This window comes from Burkholderia sp. 9777_1386 (genome assembly GCF_015712265.1).
In the GTDB taxonomy this organism is placed as follows: Bacteria; Pseudomonadota; Gammaproteobacteria; order Burkholderiales; family Burkholderiaceae; genus Burkholderia; species Burkholderia cenocepacia.
Genome location: NZ_JACCQB010000001.1, coordinates 256,969 through 273,698, shown reverse-complemented (window position 1 = coordinate 273,698; position 16,730 = coordinate 256,969). Strand labels below are relative to the sequence as shown.

17 protein-coding genes are annotated in these 16,730 nt (G+C 68.9%); 11 read left to right on the top strand and 6 right to left on the bottom strand.

Annotated features, from left to right (window positions below):
* Positions 1 to 13: 13 nt before the first annotated feature.
* From H0X91_RS01185 to H0X91_RS01155, 7 genes are read left to right on the top strand one after another with little or no spacing between them, the layout of a single operon-like run.
* Positions 14 to 676, top strand: a complete 663-nt coding sequence (locus H0X91_RS01185) for a class I SAM-dependent methyltransferase (RefSeq protein WP_006490905.1) — start codon at positions 14 to 16, stop codon at positions 674 to 676.
* A 3-nt stretch (positions 677 to 679) separates the two neighbouring features.
* Positions 680 to 1,753 carry a TauD/TfdA family dioxygenase gene (locus tag H0X91_RS01180; protein ID WP_034203955.1) on the top strand — a complete coding sequence of 358 codons (1,074 nt, stop codon included), beginning with the start codon at positions 680 to 682 and terminating at the stop codon, positions 1,751 to 1,753.
* Positions 1,754 to 1,764: 11 nt separating this feature from the next.
* Positions 1,765 to 2,778, top strand: coding sequence for an ATP-binding cassette domain-containing protein (locus tag H0X91_RS01175; protein ID WP_196432729.1), 1,014 nt, complete (start codon positions 1,765 to 1,767; stop codon positions 2,776 to 2,778).
* Complete coding sequence (locus H0X91_RS01170; protein WP_006497999.1) at positions 2,771 to 3,850, top strand: ABC transporter permease; 1,080 nt, start codon at positions 2,771 to 2,773, stop codon at positions 3,848 to 3,850. The genes H0X91_RS01175 and H0X91_RS01170 overlap by 8 nt, the downstream gene beginning before the upstream one ends.
* A 37-nt stretch (positions 3,851 to 3,887) precedes the next feature.
* Positions 3,888 to 4,430 (top strand): hypothetical protein, encoded by a 543-nt coding sequence (locus H0X91_RS01165; RefSeq protein WP_006491295.1) that lies wholly within the window; start codon positions 3,888 to 3,890, stop codon positions 4,428 to 4,430.
* Positions 4,431 to 4,432: 2 nt separating this feature from the next.
* Positions 4,433 to 5,851 carry an FAD-binding oxidoreductase gene (locus H0X91_RS01160; RefSeq protein WP_077056948.1) on the top strand — a complete coding sequence of 473 codons (1,419 nt, stop codon included), beginning with the start codon at positions 4,433 to 4,435 and terminating at the stop codon, positions 5,849 to 5,851.
* 32 nt (positions 5,852 to 5,883) lie between these two features.
* On the top strand, positions 5,884 to 6,126 hold the full coding sequence (locus tag H0X91_RS01155) for a hypothetical protein (RefSeq protein ID WP_058903854.1): 243 nt from the start codon (positions 5,884 to 5,886) through the stop codon (positions 6,124 to 6,126).
* Between the two features lie 109 nt (positions 6,127 to 6,235).
* Here the strand turns inward: H0X91_RS01155 and H0X91_RS01150 are convergent, their stop codons facing one another.
* From H0X91_RS01150 to H0X91_RS01140, 3 genes are read right to left on the bottom strand one after another with little or no spacing between them, the layout of a single operon-like run.
* Positions 6,236 to 7,588 carry a TRAP transporter large permease gene (locus H0X91_RS01150; RefSeq protein ID WP_006482542.1) on the bottom strand — a complete coding sequence of 451 codons (1,353 nt, stop codon included), beginning with the start codon at positions 7,586 to 7,588 and terminating at the stop codon, positions 6,236 to 6,238.
* 4 nt (positions 7,589 to 7,592) lie between these two features.
* The gene (locus H0X91_RS01145; RefSeq protein WP_012493692.1) at positions 7,593 to 8,165 is read right to left on the bottom strand and encodes a TRAP transporter small permease; all 573 of its coding nucleotides are present in this window, start codon (positions 8,163 to 8,165) and stop codon (positions 7,593 to 7,595) included.
* Positions 8,162 to 9,148 carry a TRAP transporter substrate-binding protein gene (locus H0X91_RS01140; protein ID WP_006481984.1) on the bottom strand — a complete coding sequence of 329 codons (987 nt, stop codon included), beginning with the start codon at positions 9,146 to 9,148 and terminating at the stop codon, positions 8,162 to 8,164. Before H0X91_RS01140 ends, H0X91_RS01145 begins: the two co-directional genes overlap by 4 nt.
* A 578-nt stretch (positions 9,149 to 9,726) precedes the next feature.
* On the opposite strand from H0X91_RS01140, the gene H0X91_RS01135 reads away from it, so the two are divergent.
* Complete coding sequence (locus tag H0X91_RS01135; protein ID WP_196432728.1) at positions 9,727 to 11,904, top strand: glycoside hydrolase family 28 protein; 2,178 nt, start codon at positions 9,727 to 9,729, stop codon at positions 11,902 to 11,904.
* A 90-nt stretch (positions 11,905 to 11,994) separates the two neighbouring features.
* A complete protein-coding gene (locus H0X91_RS01130) occupies positions 11,995 to 12,189 on the top strand; it encodes a hypothetical protein (RefSeq protein ID WP_006483370.1) in 195 nt (64 codons plus the stop codon).
* Between the two features lie 35 nt (positions 12,190 to 12,224).
* Here the strand turns inward: H0X91_RS01130 and H0X91_RS01125 are convergent, their stop codons facing one another.
* The 3 genes from H0X91_RS01125 to H0X91_RS34905 all read right to left on the bottom strand — a co-directional run bounded on the left by H0X91_RS01125 (position 12,225) and on the right by H0X91_RS34905 (position 14,517).
* Positions 12,225 to 13,310 (bottom strand): helix-turn-helix transcriptional regulator, encoded by a 1,086-nt coding sequence (locus tag H0X91_RS01125; RefSeq protein WP_230877864.1) that lies wholly within the window; start codon positions 13,308 to 13,310, stop codon positions 12,225 to 12,227.
* Positions 13,311 to 13,653: 343 nt separating this feature from the next.
* On the bottom strand, positions 13,654 to 13,905 hold the full coding sequence (locus tag H0X91_RS01120; RefSeq protein WP_006483379.1) for a hypothetical protein: 252 nt from the start codon (positions 13,903 to 13,905) through the stop codon (positions 13,654 to 13,656).
* 414 nt (positions 13,906 to 14,319) lie between these two features.
* Entirely contained in the window at positions 14,320 to 14,517 is a 198-nt protein-coding gene (locus H0X91_RS34905; protein ID WP_230877863.1) for a hypothetical protein, read from the bottom strand.
* 155 nt (positions 14,518 to 14,672) lie between these two features.
* Between H0X91_RS34905 and H0X91_RS01110 the strand changes: the two genes are divergently transcribed.
* Positions 14,673 to 15,731, top strand: a complete 1,059-nt coding sequence (locus H0X91_RS01110; protein WP_171983982.1) for an NAD-dependent epimerase/dehydratase family protein — start codon at positions 14,673 to 14,675, stop codon at positions 15,729 to 15,731.
* Positions 15,728 to 16,717, top strand: a complete 990-nt coding sequence (locus H0X91_RS01105) for an AraC family transcriptional regulator (protein WP_058903851.1) — start codon at positions 15,728 to 15,730, stop codon at positions 16,715 to 16,717. The genes H0X91_RS01110 and H0X91_RS01105 overlap by 4 nt, the downstream gene beginning before the upstream one ends.
* Positions 16,718 to 16,730: the final 13 nt, after the last annotated feature.

The following is a 16,730-nucleotide window of genomic DNA, read 5'->3' as shown; positions in this document are numbered from 1 at the left end:
CACAAGGAACGTCATGCTGCTCAAGAACCTGCGCCCGGCGAACGACTACGATCGCTTCGCCACCGAAACGCTCGAACCGTGGGACCTGCTGTTCATCAGCCGCATCCGCCAGCTGGCGCGCGGGATGACGGCCGGCACGATCGCCGACATCGGCACGGCCACCGGCGTCGTGCCGGTGCGGCTCGCGACCGATCCGGCGATGCGCGGCTGGCGCTACGTCGGCATCGACCTCGATCCGGCGATGCTCGACGAAGGCCGCCCGCGCATCCACGAACTCGGGCTCGACGACACGATCGAGATGCGCGTCGGCGACGCGCTCGCGCTGCCGTTCGACGACGGCACGCTGACGATGGCGGTCGGCCGCGCGACGCTGCATCACCTGCCCGACAAGGCGCTCAGCCTGACCGAGATGTACCGCGTGCTGGCGCCGGGCGGCATCGCGCTCGTGCACGACATGCGCCGCGACGCGCCGCAGCACCTGCTCGACCGCTTCACCGCGATGCGCGCGGCCGCCGACTATCCGCCGACCCACGTCGAGGAAAAGATCACGCTCGACGAAGCACATGCGCTCGTCGCCGAGGCCGGTCTGGCCGAAGTTGCGTCGATCTACAGCCCGAGCATGGGGCTCGGCGCGCTCGGCTTCGAAATCCTGCTGAAGAAACCGGCGCTGGCCTGAGCGATGACCGATCTTGCCTTCCTCGCCGCGCATGCCGCCGCGCGCCTCGGCGCCGACGACGTGCACTGCGCGGCGGTCGCGCCCGGCGCGACGCTGCCGCTGTGCGTGACGCCGCGCAGCGCCGAACTCGCGACGTCGCCGGAGATGTTCGTCGCCTGGTACCGCTCGCGGCTCGACACGATCGACACGCTGCTCGACGCATGCGGCGCGCTGCTGTGGCGCGGCTTCGCGGTGCCCGACACCGCCGCGTTCGGCCGCCTCGGCGCGCTGTATCCGCCGCACGCGAACGGCTACACGGCCGGCGCCGCGCCGCGCCGGCAGATCGACGGCCAGGTCTACGAGTCGACCCGCATGCCGCCGCCGTTCAGGATCGGGCTGCATCAGGAAATGGCCTACATGCCCGCGTTTCCGCGCCTCGTCGCGTTCTACTGCCGGCTGCCGGCGGAAGCCGGCGGCGAGACGCCGATCTGCGACATGCGGCGCGTGACCGCGCGCGTGCCGGCCGCGCTGCGCGAACGATTCGCCGAACGCGGCGTGATGTACCTGCGCAATTTCGCGGCGCCGGGCGACCGCGTGGACAGTCTCGCCGCGAACCCGAACCTGCCGTTCGCCGCGTACCACCGGCCGTGGGACGACGCATTCGGGACGACCGAGCGCGACGAAGTCGAGCGGCTGTGCGCGGAACGCGGCGTCGGCTGCCGCTGGCTCGACGACGGCAGCGTGACCGTGTCGCACGTCGGCAGCGCGCTGCGCACGCATCCGCGTACCGGCGAGACGGTGTGGTTCAACCAGGCGAGCGCGCAGCACCCGAACCCGCGCTCGATGGGCGAGCTCAGCTATCGCTACCTGCAGCGCATGTACGGCGCGCGCGCCGCGTTCCCGTACGAGATCCGCTACGGCGACGGCGCGCCGATGCCGTTCGACGATCTGGTGGCGATCTACGACGCGCTCGACGACGAGGAATTCGCGTTCCCGTGGCAGGCCGGCGACGTGCTCGTCGTCGACAACATGCTGGTCGCGCACGGCCGCAACCCGTACCGGGGCGCGCGCGACACGCAGGTCATGCTGTTCGACTGAGGATGCCGACGATGAGCGTTTCGTTTCTTGCGTCCGTGCGCGCGATGTTCGGCCCGTCCCCCGCGTTCGATCGACCGCAGCGCGCGGGCACGCCGCCGCGGCCCGACGCGCATGCGCCGGGCGCGGCGCTCGGCGCGCGCGCGATCGACGTCGCGGCCGGCGATTTCCGCTTGTCCGCGCGCCACGTGCGCTTCCGGCTCGGCGCGATCACCGCGATCGTCGGGCCGAACGGTTCCGGCAAGACCACGCTGCTCGAAACGCTGCTCGGCTTCCGGCGCGGCGGCAGCGACGTGCGCGTGCTCGACGTGCCGGCCGAACGCTTCATGCGCGATTCGCGGTCGTTACAGCGGCTCGGCGCGCAATTGCAGAAGGTCGAGTATCCCGATCATCTGCGTGTATCCGAGATCGTCGCGCTGCACCGCGCGATGTACGCGCACACCGATGCGGCGATCGCCGACGCGCTCGGCATCGCCGAACTGCTCGACAAGCCGTGCCGCGCGCTGTCGAAGGGGCAGCGCCAGCGCGTCGACCTGTACGTCGCGCTCGCGCACCGGCCCGAGCTGGCCGTGCTCGACGAGCCGTTCACGGGCCTCGACCGCCGCTATGCGGGCGTCGTGATCGATCTGCTGCGCCACCGCGCAAGCGACACGAGCGTCGCGATGATCTGCCATTCCGAGGAAGAACTGAGCGTGGTCGACGATCTCGTCTGGGTGCGCGACGGCGGCGTGCGCTACCAGGGCGACCGGGACACGCTGCGCGCCGAGCTCGTCGGCGACGCGCGCGCGGTGCTGCATTGCCGCGACGAAGCCGATGCGCGCGCGCTGCGCAAGCGGCTCGCGGCGCTGCCCGGCGTGACCGGCGTGCGCGTGTCGGCCGCGCACGTGGTCGAGGCGTTCGGCGACGCCACGCTGCATCCGAACGTGCACCGGATCGTCGGCGAACGCGGCATCCAGCATCTGGCGCTCGCGCCGAGCACGCCGGGCGACCTGCTGCGCCTGTGCACCGAGGGCCCGACCCATGACTAAGGTGTTCCTGATCCTCGTGCGCAACGAGTTGCTCGGCTATCTGCGCAGCCGCTCGTCGCTATTCTGGACGCTCGTGTTCCCGGTGTTTCTGCTGAGCGTGATGCTGTTCGCGTTCGGCGGCTCGGGCTCGCTCGGCACGGCCGACATCGCGTTCGACGTGCCCGGCGGCGCAACGCCGTACAGCCGCGCATGCGAAGCGCAGATCGTCGCCAGCCTGTCGCACAGCGACACGGTGAAGGCGACCTTCGGCGGCCGCGGCGCGCCGGCCGATCGCGTGACCGTCGTGCTCGGCGCCGACGAGCGCACGCCGGCGACGATCCGCTACGACTTCAACGGCCCGCTCGCGGTGAAGGCCGCATCGCGGGTCGTCGAGATCGCGCTTGCGCGCTGCGCCGCGCAGCGGCTCGGGCTGCCGGCCGCACAGGCGCGCTTCGAGAATGCCGCGCCGACGCGCCGGCCGTTCGACTACGGCGCGTTCTTCGCGACCGGCATCCTCGTGATGGCGTTCATGGCGATCGGCCTCAATTCGACGACCACCGCGATCGCCGCGCTGCGCGAGCGCAATACGTTCAAGCTGTACGTGTGCTTTCCGGTGTCGCGCGGCGTGTTCCTCGCCGCGCTGATCGTCGCGCGGATGGCGATGATGGCGCTGTCGGCGCTCGTGCTGCTGACGGTCGCGCGCGTCGCGTTCGGCATCGCGCTGCCGATCGCGACGCCAGACGGGCTGCGCGCGTTGCCGATCGTGCTGCTCGGCGCGGCGATGGTGCTGAGCATCGGCGTGCTGCTGGCGAGCCGCGCCCGCTCGCTCGCCGCGGCCGAACTCGCATGCAACGTCACCTACTACCCGCTGCTGTTCTTCAGCGACCTGACGATCCCGATGCACGACGCGCCCGCGTGGCTGAAGGCCGGGCTCGCGTTCCTGCCGACCAACCAGTTCGCAGTCGCGCTGCGCGGCGCGCTGGTCGACGGCGCGCCGTACGCGCAGCTCGCGCCGCAACTGCTCGGCATGACCGCGTGCACCGCGCTGTTCCTGTTCGCCGCCGTGCGGCTGTTCCGCTGGCACGACGCTTGACGCGTCGCCCCGCTGTTTCGACGAAGGAGAATCATCGATGAAATCGAACCATCCCATAACCGGCTACCTGCTGCACGCGAGCAACTTCCTGCCGGCGATCGTGTTCCTGTTCTACGGCCGGCTCGGCCCCGAGCAGCCGGACCTGCGCTGGACCCACGCGTTCCTGATCGGCGGCGTGCTCGCGCTCGTGCACGGCGCGTGGCTGATGCGCCGCGCGGAACGCAACAGCATCGCGCTCGGCGTCGACCTGTTCCTCGTGATCGGTGCGGTGCTCGCGCTCGTCTCGCCGACAGGTAGCCGTCTGTGGGGCGAGGAGCTCGGGCCGGCCGCGATGCTCGTCTGCGTGCTGGTGGTCGGCATCGTGCATACCGCGTGGTCGGACGGCGGCTTCGTCGACGGCACGTTCGTCGACCATGCGCGCGCGCGTTCGCTGTCGCTCGTGCTGCTCGCCGTCACCGTCGTCGCGCTCGCGGTGTCGATCACGATGCGCCACAGCCCGCTGTGGGGCGGCGTCGTGCCGCTGATCGCGCTGGTCGTCGTGCGCGGCCGGCTGCGCAAGCAGCTCGCGCGGGCAAGCTGACGATGAACGCGCTGCCCGCACACGCAGCCCACGCCGCGCAGCGGCACGCGCTCGCCGCGGCACTCGGCGACGGCTGGCTCGACGGCGCGGCCTGCGAGCCGTATGCGACCGACGTCGCGCGATACGGCGGCGTGCCGCTCGGCGTCGCGCGGCCGGCGTCGACCGCCGACGTGCGCGCGCTCGTCCGCGTCGCCGTCGCGCACCGGATCGCGCTCGTCGCCCAAGGTGCGCGCACCGGGCTCGTCGGCGCCGCCGTGCCCGATCGCAGCGGCACGCAATGCGTGGTGTCGTTCGAGCGGATGCGCGCCGTTCGCGGGTTCGATCCTTCGAATCGCAGCATCACCGTCGACGCCGGCATGCGGCTGTCCGACATCAATCGCATGGCGGGCGAAGCCGGGCTCTGCGTGCCGATCGATCTCGGCAGCGATCCGGCGGCCGGCGGCCTCGTCGGCGCGAACGCGGGCGGCAGCCGCCTGATCAAGTACGGCGACGTGCGCCGTCACGTGCTCGGCATCGAAGTGGTGCTTGCGGATGAAGCCGGCACCGTGATCGACGCGCTCGCGCCGCTGCGCAAGCGCAACGCGGGCTTCGACGTCGCGCAGTGTTTCATCGGCGCGAATGGCGCGAACGGGCTCGTGACGGCCGTGTCGTTCGCGCTCGCGCCGCTCGAGCGGTCGTCGTGCGCGGCGTTCGTCGCGTTCGCGTCGTACGACGCGGCGCTCGCCGGCCTGCTCGCATTCGAACGCGCGTTCGGCGAGATGCTGTCGGCGTTCGAATTCATGTCGGCGGCGGCGGTCGGTTGCGTCGCCGCCGCGTTTCCCGCGTTGCGCGCGCCGTTCGACGCGAGCGCTGCCGCGTGCTACGCGCTCGTCGAGATCGCGACCGGCATGCCGGGGCTCGATGCGCTGCTCGAGGAACGCACGGTCGCGACGCTCGACGCGCTCGCAAGCGAACGGCGGGTGCTCGACGCGGCGTGTGCGCCGGCGGAACGGTTCTGGCGGATTCGCGACGCATTGCCGGTCGCGGTCGCGCAGGACGGCGTGCCGCTGTCGTTCGACGTGTCGTTCCCGCGCGGCGCGCTGGCCGGATTCGTCGCCGACGCCGAGCAATGGCTCGCCGCCGCGCATCCGGCGCTGCGCTGCCATGCGTTCGGGCATTTCGGCGACGGCGGCTGCCATCTCGTCGTATCGATTCCGCATACCGAAGCAGAACGCTACGGGCCGCTGCAGCAGGTGGCGTTGCGCGGCGCGCTGTACGACCGCGTCGTGCGCGCGGGCGGCTGCTTCAGCGCGGAACATGGCGTCGGGCCGGTCAATATCGCGTACTACCGCAAGCACGTGCCGGCCGCGCACCGGCAACTCGCCGGCGCCGTCCAGCATGCGATCGATCCGCTCGGGCTGGTCGGGCGGGTCCGTTACTGATGCGCCGCTTCACGGCGCCACGGAGATTTCGCATGATGTTTCGACACCCGCCCGGCCCGGGCACGCCTTCCGAACCCGACGCCGATCCTTCGTCCTCGGGCATCCCGGCCACGCTGCCCGACTCGGGCGTGGTGGTCAACGTGCGGGGCGTCGCCTGCGTGATCCCGTTGCCGCCGCGCGACCATGCGCGCCCGGCGCTGTGGCGCGAACTGGCGGACTGGCGCGACGAAGGATCGATCGCTCGCGACCTCGAACCGGATGGGCGGCAGGATTGAGCAGCCGGCTCGCGACGGCGCGGCAAGCGCGCCGCGCATGCAACCGCGGCGCCGGACCACCTCGGTCGTCCGGCGCCGCGACGGGCGAAACGCGCAACGCGCAACGCAATCAGAACACCGCGTGCCCGCTGATCAGGCTCGGCAGCCACGTCGAGAAGAACGGCATGTACGTGACGATGTTGATCGCGCTGAAGATCGCAAGGTAGTACGGCCACGCCATTTTCGTGGTCTCGCCGATCGATACGTTGCCGATCGCGCAGCCGACGAACTGCACCGACCCGATCGGCGGATGCACGAGGCCGAGCGAGCAGTTCAGCAGCAGCATGATCCCGAACTGCACCGGGCCGACGCCGCACGCCATCGCGATCGGCAGGAACAGCGGCGTCGTGATCAGGATGTGCGCGGCCATGTCGACGAACGTGCCGAGGAACACCTGGATGATGTTGATGTACAGCAGCATCAGCCACGGCGCGGCGGTCGACTGCTTCAGCAGCCCCTCGATCGCATCCGGGATCTCCAGATACGACATCTGGAAGCGCAGCATGTTGGACACCGCGATCAGCAGCAGCACGACGCCCGTCGTGCGCGCCGCATGCGACAGCGCGCGGCGCAGCTTCTCGGCCGTCAGTGTCCGGTAGACCACCGCGGTCAACACCAGCGAGTACACGACGGCGATCGCGGCCGCCTCGGTCGCGGTGGCGATGCCCTTCGCGACGCACACGAGGATGATCGCGATCACCATCAGCCCGGGCACCGCGCCGACGAAGCTGCGCAGCACCGCATACCAGCCGGGAAACCGCGGCAGCGCGGACGAGCCATCCTCGCGGCGCGGATAGCCGTGACGCACGGCCTGCCAGTACGCGGCGGCGAGCACGAAGCCCATCACCCACAACACCGGCAGGAGGCCCGAGAACAGCAGGTCGCCGATCGACACGCCGCTCACCGGCTGGCCGTGCAGCATCCCGGTGATGCCCTGCGCGGCGAACGCGTAGATGATCATGTTGGTCGACGTCGGCATCAGCGCGCCGGCGAGCGACGCGTGCGTGGTCACGTTGACCGCGTACGCGGCGCTGTAGCCTTCGCGCTTCATCAGCGGAATCACCACGCCGCCCATCGCCGACGTATCGGCGGTCGGCGAGCCCGACACGCCGCCGAACAGCGTGCATGCGACGACGTTCGCCATCCCGAGGCCGCCGCGGAAGTGGCCGACGGTCGCCTGCGCGAAGCGCAGGATCCGGTCCGCGATGCCGCCGTGCAGCATCAGTTCGCCGGAAAAGATGAAGAACGGCACCGCGAGGAACGAGAACGCGTTCATCCCCGAGATCATCGCCTGCATCGCGGTCGCGATCGGCAGGCCTTCGACCAGGTAGGTGAGCACGCACGCAATGCCGAGCGCGAACGACACGGGCACGCCGAGCACGAGGAAGATCAGAAAACTGACGGACAGGATCGCGAGTTCCATGGCGTTATTGTCCCGACGAAGTACGACGAAGCGCGAGCAGGTGCTCGAGCGAGAAGAAGATGATCGCAACCGCCGCGGGCATCGTGATCAGGTAGCGCACGCCTTCGGGCAGCCCGATGATCGGGATGCGGTCGCCCATCGTCTCGGCGGCCATGCTGCCGCAGCCGATCATGATCATGATCGCGAACGCGATCAGGCTCAGGTGCTGGATCGCGATGACGACCGTGCGCGCCTTCGGCGACAGCCGGCGCACCAGCGAATCGAGGCCGATATGGCCGCCGTCGCGCACCTTCATCGCCGCGCCGAACATCGCGATCACGATCACGAGCAACAGCGCGATCGGCTCGACGAAATCCGGCGCATTCTCGAACACGTAGCGCATCACGACCGCATAGAACACCAGCACCGTGAGTACCGCGAGGCATGCTGAAGCGATTCCCGCCAGCACGCGGAACAGCACGTCGTTCACGCAGCGCAGCAGCGGCGCGGCGTGCGGCCGCGCCGGCGCCGCGCCGTCGGGGGCGGCGGCCGACGCGCCCGCGGCCGCCGCGCTGTTCAGGGAAGTGCGACGCGTCACTTGGTGGCCTCGATCTCGTCGACGATCTGCTTCATCTGCGGCGTCTTTTCATACTTGGTCCACAGCGGCTGCATCGCCTTCACGAACGCCGCGCGATCGATCTGCGCGGCCGGCAGGATCTTCGCGCCGCCCTTCGTCACCAGCTGCTGCGCGGACGCCTCGCGCGCGGTCCACAGCTTCTGGTAGTACGGCACCGAATCGGCCGCCGCCTTGCGGATCGCCGCCTGCTCCTGCGGCGACAGCGTGTCCCAGATCTTCTTCGAGAACACCAGCACTTCCGGCGTCATCGCGTGCTGCGTCTCCGAGTAATCGGGCGCGACTTCGTAATGCTTGGTTTCCTCGTACGACGGCAGGTTGTTTTCCGCCGCATCGACGAGGCCCGTCTTCAGGCCCGTGTACACCTCGGCGAACGGCATCGGCGTCGGCGTGCCGCCCATCGCCTTGATCTCGTCGACCATCAGGTCGGACGGTTGCACGCGCACCTTCAGCCCCTTCATGTCGGCCGGCGAGCGCACCGGGCGCTTCGCGTAGATCGAGCGCGCGCCGCTCTCGTAGAACGTCAGCGCGATCATCCCCTTCGCGGTGAACGCATCGAGGATCTTCTGGCCGGCCGGCCCGTACATCGCCTTGCGGAAGTGCGCGACGTCGCGGAACAGGAACGGGAACGACGGAATCAGCGATTCCGGCACGATCTCGTTGAACGACGCGCCGTTCACGCGGGCCATGTCGATCGCGCCGATCCGCACCTGGTCGACCGTGTCCTTCTCGGAGCCGAGCGCGCTGTTGCCGAACACCTTGATCGAATCCTTGCCGCCCGTCTGCTTCGACAGTTCCTCGCCCATGAACTTCACGGCCATGTTGGTCGGGAAGGTGTCGCCGTGCACGTCCGCCGAGCGGAACACGCGCGCCTGCGCGGACATCGCGAAGCCGGCCATCAGTGCGACGGCCAGGGCGGTACGGGAGCCGGTGAATCGGTGCTTCATGGTGAGTCTCCTTGATGGTCGATCGTTGTTGTGCGGCGATCCGTCGGCAGGCGCCTGCGTCGCCGGTACGCTTCCTTGAACCGCAGAGTCATACGTCGTATGACGTGTCGAGCGAATGTACGTCGGTTAACCGTTTAACTCACTTGGTGCATACCCCTATAACCGCTGCCATCAAGGGCTTTTGACGGAAATCGAGGAATCGCATTCTCTGTTTCCGCGCTTTTTCGCGAAACGTTTTCCGGAAACGGGTCGGCATGCAAACGGGATACCGACGTGGCGGTTTCCCGACATCCGGCAGCCTTGTTTCGCTTCGCTTGTCGTCGTTATAGGATGACTGACCACGATGTTGTCACGCCGCCGCGGCGCCACGAGCGCGCGCCGGCCCGCATCCCGCACGACGCGATTCGCGTCGGTGGCGCCCGGCTCGACGACCCGCGCCGGCGGCCGCTCCCCGCCCGCTTCAGCGTTGCCCGCTGCCCGTCACCGCCCGCGCTCGCGTCGCGGCGACCCGCGCCGCCCGAACGACCCGATACCAACCCGGCATCGCGCAGCCGATGCCTCTTCAGGAGATCTCCGTCATGACACTTTCCGTTGCCCGGCCACATTCCCGGCCGAATTCCCCGCCCAGCCGACGCCCGCGTGCGCTCGGCCTGCTCGCCGCGCTGCTCGCCACCGCCGCCGCGCTCACCGCGTGCGGCGGCGGCGACGCGAGTACCGGCGGCGGCGCGGCGTCGACCGCACCGCCCGCGACCAGCGTGTTCCAGGTCGGCACGACGACCGTCGACCCGAACCTGCCGCCCGAACCGGCGTTGCCCGCCGACACGCAGGTGTGCAGCACGCTCGAAGCCGCCAATACGCTCGTGAGCCGCCCCGACGGCTCGCTGCCGCCGGAGGCCGATCCGTCGACGGCCGGCGTCGGCAAGGCCGTGTCGACCGCGACGGCCAACCCCGACCAGGCGCGCATCCAGGCCGCGCTCGACGCCTGCGGCGCGGCGGTCGACGCCGAAGTGGGCGCGACGATCGCGGCGGCGGACGCCGCGGCCACCGCCGCGCAAAAGACGGCCGCCGCGCCGAACGCGAACCTCGCCGGCGCGTCCGGCGAGGAACTCGCGAAGCCGACGTACCGCGCGAGCAAGTTCGCGGTGCGGCTCGTCGTCAATCGCGCGGGGCCCGGCAACGGCTTCATCAGCGGGCCGCTGACGCTGCCGTCCGGCGTCACGCTGTGGATCGACAAGGGCGTCACGCTGTATGCGTCGCGCGACGTGAAGGCGTATTCGCCGAACGCCGCCGGCCCGTACTGCGGCAACACGGCCGTCAGCGCGACGAAAGCCGGCAGCTCGTCGAACTGCGCCGCGCTGATCACCGGCACCAACCTCGTCAACGCGGCCGTGGTCGGCGACGGCCGGATCGACGGGCGCGGCTACGCGGAGCTCGTGACGTCCGATGCGAAATACCCGCTGATGAAGGTCGACCTGACCTGCTCGAACACCTACGCGGCGTACAAGAGCGGCACCGTGGCGCCCGACGGCACCGCATGCGACGACGGCGGCACGGTCGTCGATTCGAAATCGACGGTGCGCAACATGACGTGGTGGGATCTCGCGTATCTCGGCAACATGGTGCAGAACGGCACGACCGGCTTCGGCTCGCAGTCGAATTTCCGGCTGATGGTGTTCAACTACGCGAAGAACCTCACGCTGTACCGCATCACGCTGAACAACAGCCCGAATTTCCACGTGGTGCCGAGCGGCGTCGACGGGCTGACGATCTGGAGCGTGAAGGTGCAGACGCCGACGCTCGCCGCGTTCGCGAACCCGGCCGGCAACGGCAACCCGCTGTACAACGGGCAGACGTTCAACGCGGACAACGTGAAGAACACCGACGCGTTCGACCCGGGCTCCGCGTCGAAGCCGACGTCGGTGGCGCTGTCGACCGGCAGCACGACGACGTCCGCCGCCGCGATCTCGTTCGACGGCTACCTGAAGAACTTCGTGTTCGCGTACAACTACGTGAGCACCGGCGACGACGATATCGCGCTCAAGGGCAGCAACAATCCGGCGCCCGCCGGCTCGGGGCTGTTCGGCATCGACGGCAATCGCGACGTGCGCGCCGATCGCAAATGGGGCGTCGTGATCGCGCACAACCACATCTACTGGGGGCACGGCATCTCGATCGGCAGCGAGACCAACGGCGGCGTGACCAACGTTCAGGTGTACGACAATGCGTTCCGCGATTCGGAAGAAGGACTGCGCATCAAGTCCGACTATGCGCGCGGCGGCGAAGTGAGCAACATCCACTACGCGAATATCTGCATCCGCGATGCGAAGAACGCGCTGCTGTTCACGCCGTACTACAGCACCAAGGCCGTGCCCGCGAGCGGCCCGCTGTATCCGAACTTCCACGACATCTCGCTCGCGAACGTCGTGATCGAGGGCGCGGCCGGCGTGAAGCTGCAGGGCTTCGAGGCGAACACCGGCGGCTACGGCGAGCCGGCGTTCCCGCTCGTGATGTCGCTGACCGACGTGGTGGCCGATACGCCCGACGGTATCGCGACGATCGCGTCCGACGCGAACCTCACGCTGCGCAACGTGAACCTGCCGGTGTTCCCGTCGACCGCGAACCGGGTGGTCGTCAACGGCAGCGCGGTCCACGCGATCGATCCGGCCAGCGTGCTCGACTGCAGCAAGGCGTTCGTCGACTTCCCGGGCATCGACCAGTCGAACCCGTTCGGGTCGACGTGGGCGCCGGCGCTGTAACGCGCGGTCCTGCCGTCGCCGTCGCGCGTGCCGCCTCGCGGGCACGCGCGATGCTCGCCGTGACATCACGCAACGCGAAAGGAGCCTGTGATGTCGACCACGAAGCCATCAGCGACCCCCGACCCGGCTGCCTCGCCGAACGCCGGCGACGAAGGCCCGGCCGACGCGCCGGGCATCGGCGAGGACACGTGCCGCGTCTGCCGCGGCACCGGCCGGGTGGAGGGTCAGCCATGCACCGTCTGCGGCGGGACCGGCAAGATACTGCAGGGAATCGGCGGCGGATAGGTCAAAACGCCGCCGCGCGCGCGTGCATCGATCGTTCAGGTCTGCATGACGAGCGACGTCAGTTGCGCGGCGCGCGCGACGTCCGTCTTCGTGTAGATCGACTTGATCTGCGCACGGACCGTGCCGATCGACACGCCGCGCAGCGCCGCGCATTCCTGCGGCGAATGCCCGTCGCAGCACAGCAGCACGGCGAGATCGGCTTCGGCCGACGACAGCCCGTAGAACACCCGCAAGCGCTGCGCGCGCGCCGCCGGCGAACGCAGGTCGGCGGCCGTCATCAGCGCCGCGACGCCGGGCCGTTCGCGCGCGAGGCGCGACTGTTCCGGAACGGGAATCAGCGCGAGCGGCAGCGGTTCGCCGGTGGTACGCCGCAGCAACAGCCCGCCGCGCGCGAACGCGTGCCGCCATTGCGCATCGTCGACGCAGCCTTCCGGCGCGAACCGGCCGTTCACGATCCGCAGCACCGGTTCAGCGGCGATCAGCTGCTGGGCGGCGCGATTCATATAGCGCAGCTCGCGCTGCGCGCCGAGCAGGAATACCGGCACCGGCACCGCATCGAGCGCCGACTCCGCGGCGGCCACGCGCGCTTCGAGCTCGCCGATGCGTGCGTGGATGCGCAGCGCGCGGCTGATGTGGGCGCCCATGATTTCGATGGTGCGGCGCTGCGCGTCGGACAGCCCTTGCGCTTCCGGGCCGCCCTGTACGCTGAGGAACGCGCCGGCGCCTTCGCCGCGATCAATGTACAGGCCCGAGATGCTGCCGAGCCCGAACGGCTGCAGGAATTCCCGGTAGAACACGCCATGTGTGCGCTCGCGCACCGACAGGTGCTTGACGTCCTCGAACCAGCGCCCCGCCGGCCAGTCGGCGGCAACCGGCACGACCGGGTCGTACAGGTAGAACTCGGTGTTGTAGCTGTGGTGGCACGCGGCGACCCACGACGGATCGTCGCCGGCCGCCTGTTCGATCGCCGGCAGCCTCGCCGCATCGTCGAACGACAGCAATGTGGCCATGCGTGCGCCGACCGACAAGCGCAGCCCGTCCAGCACCGCTTCCCATCGTTGATCGCCCAGTGCCGCGGCGTAGATGTCATCGATCCATGCCGATGGAATCAACCCGTTCATCTGCATCTGGCCACCCCGCGCCGTGCGTTTTCGTCGAACGTCGTTCGGGCATCTTACTCAATCGGCCTCATTGTTCAAATTGCCGATGCGGGTTTGATCGAAATACCACGTTTGTTACCGTTTCTCGTCTGACGTAATGGTCGTTTTTGACACGGCGGCCGTGGAATCGGCGTTGACGCAGACGGCGGATGGCGGCCTGCGCGGGTGGCGCGGGTGGCGCGGGTGGCGCGGTTGGCGCGGTTGGCGCGGTTGGCGCGGAACGAAAGGTTGTCGCAAGTGGCGGCGTTCGAGGCCGATCGTGATGCGATGGCACGCGGTTCGGCGCCTGCTCCCGACGATGCACTTACTTCATCGTCGCGAATCGCGCTTCCATCTCGTCGATCTTCGCGAGCACCGCTTCGCTCAGCTTTCTGACGTGACGCGGCACGTCGGGCGTCGACAGCAGTTCCTCGATGCGTCCGCGCCAGTAACTCGGATGCCTGACGCGTCCCGCGCCCGACATCGACACGTCGTCGACGTCCGTCTCGCTGTCCAGCAGCGCCACCATGCGCTGGATATGCGAGAGCTCTCGTTCCACATAGTCTCGTGCGAGCATATTGATTGAAATTCCCCGAAATACGACATCAGGCCTTCCGTCATCAACGCGCCGTCGTTCGCGGCGCCAACGACGCACCGCCTACGTTGCACGTCAGCGTACGCGACGGCTGTGACGATCGACCGTGCGGACGTTCACGGCGATCGACACGGAACGACAGGCCTGCTCGATTGTTCTGGTGATATCCGGTCCCCGGTGCCTTGTTGATCATCGTAGGCGTACCGCGCGGCGCCGGCATCCCCAAAAGTGGGGATGCCGGTTGATATCGGTCAGGTCGCGGCTTCCGGAAATGACGGGGATGAAGACAGGAGCGGGACGCTACCGCACGACGAATCGCGCGCTTTCACATCTGACGAATCGACCGCCGGGAGCGACGTGCCGCTTCGTCGCACGCGATGCCGCGCACGTCACACGTCAGTCCGGCGGCTCCAGCGCTTCCCGCCCGTCCGGACGCCCGGATGCACCACCGGGCTTCGTGATGTTCCAGCGCGCGGTATCGTTCCAGTCGTCATCCATTCGATAGGAAAGCCGAGCATTGGCGCGAAACAGCGCGCCGCGGAATTTCCTGCCGTCGCTCGCGAGCGCGTCGTGCAGAGACGGTCCGATGCGCATGACGCCGTCGATCCGATCGCGTGAATGGCGCTCGCATGAGCCTGCGTACGTCGCGACGCTGTCGCGCCCTGCATGTCGATTGGCGCGCTTTGCGAGTGAAGTGGCGCGCAAAAGGCGGCATCATGGCGCATCATCTCTGCAACGGAATCCCGTCCATGAATATCGATACCGACCTGCCCGTCATGGTGACGGGCGCAACCGGCTACGTCGCGGGCTGGCTCGTGCAGCGGCTGCTCGAGGCCGGCCTGACGGTCCATGCGGCCGTGCGCGACCCCGACAGCCCCGACAAGCTCGAGCATCTGCAGCGCATCGCGGCCGGCAAACCCGGCACGATCCGCTATTTCCGCGCCGACCTGCTCGAACCCGGGTCATATGCCGACGCGATGGCCGGTTGCGGGACCGTGTTCCATACCGCGTCGCCGTTCACCGTCACGGTCACCGATCCGCAGAAGGAGCTGGTCGATCCGGCGCTGCTGGGCACGCGCAACGTGCTCGAGACGGCCAACCGCACGCCGTCGGTGCGGCGCGTCGTGCTGACCAGCAGTTGCGCCGCGATCTACGGCGACAACGCCGATCTCGCCGCAACACCCGGTGGTGTGTTCACCGAAGCGATCTGGAACACCAGTTCGTCGCTGACCCATCAGCCCTATTCGTATTCGAAGACGGTTGCCGAGCGCGAAGCGTGGAAGATCGCCCGCCAGCAGCAACGCTGGGATCTCGTGACCGTCAACCCGTCGCTCGTGATCGGGCCCGGCATCAACCCGTATGCGACATCGGAAAGCTTCGAGATCGTGCGGCAGATGGGCAACGGCACGATGAAGGCCGGCGTGCCGGATCTCGGACTGGGCGCCGTGGATGTCCGCGACGTGGCCGACGCGCATCTGCGTGCGGCGTTCCTGCCGAACGCCAACGGCCGCTACATCGTGTCGGCGCACGACACGAGCCTGCCGGCGATGGCCGCCACGCTGCTGGATCGGTATGGCGCCGACTACCCGATTCCGCGGCGCATCCTGCCCAAATGGCTGGTGTGGCTGGTCGGCCCGCTCGCGAACAAGAGCGTGACGCGCCGCGTGGTCGCCCGCAACATCGGGCTGCCCTGGCGCGCCGACAACAGCCGCAGCCGCAACGAACTGGGGATCCGCTATCGCCCGCTCGCCGAGTCGATGAACGATTTCTTTCAGCAACTCGTCGAAACCGGGCAATTGCGGCGATGAACCGCTTCGCGATTTCGCCGGGCTGGCAGGTCGTGATGGTCGACCTCGGCCTGCGCGCCGACGAACTGCTGCGGCACGCGCAATTGCCCGCCGATCTGTTCACGCGGCCGGAGAACGGGCTGACGACCCGCGAGTACTTCCGCATGTGGCGTGCGATGGAGGACATGGCGAACATGCCGGCCGTCGCACTGCGCATCCTCGATCTGCTCTCGGTCGAAGCCTTCGATCCGCCGCTGTTCGCCGCGTTGTGCAGCCCCAACCTGGAGATCGCGATCCGGCGGATCGGCCAGTTCAAGCCGCTGATCGGCCCGATCCGGTTGCGTGTGTCGCACGAGGCCGACGCGCTCACCCTCGCCGTCGACTTCCTGGAACGCGAGGTGCCGCCGCCCGGCATGCTGGTCGCGGCCGAACTCGGCTTCTTCGTGAAACTGGCACGGCTCGCGACCCGCACCGAGTTGCCGGCGCGCGCCGTCACGCTGCCGCGCGACGTTCGCCCGCATCCCGGCTATGCGCGCTTTTTCGGCGTGACGCCACAGTACGGCGATGCGCCTTCCGTCAGCGTGGCGCTGCAGGATGCGCGTCGTCCGTTCGTGACCGCGAACCATGCGATGTGGCAGATTTTCGAGCCCGACCTGCGCCGCCGCCTCGACGCGTTGTCGGCCGAAGCCGGCATCGTCGAGCGCGTGCGCGCGGCGCTGCTCGAATTGATTCCGGGCGGGCTCGCCACCACGGACGGCGTCGCCCGAACGCTCGCGATCAGCAAGCGGACGCTGCAGCGGCGGCTCGGCGACGAAGGCGCGAACTTCAAAACGCTGCTCGCGGAAGTTCGCGAGAAGCTCGCGTGGCATTACCTCGATCGCTCGGATCTGCCCTACAGTCAGATCGCTTTCCTGCTCGGCTACCAGGATCCGAATTCGTTCTTCCGCGCATTCAGTGAATGGACCGGAATGACGCCCGAAGCCGCCCGTTCGCGCACGGCGCGCTGATCGGCGCCAGGCG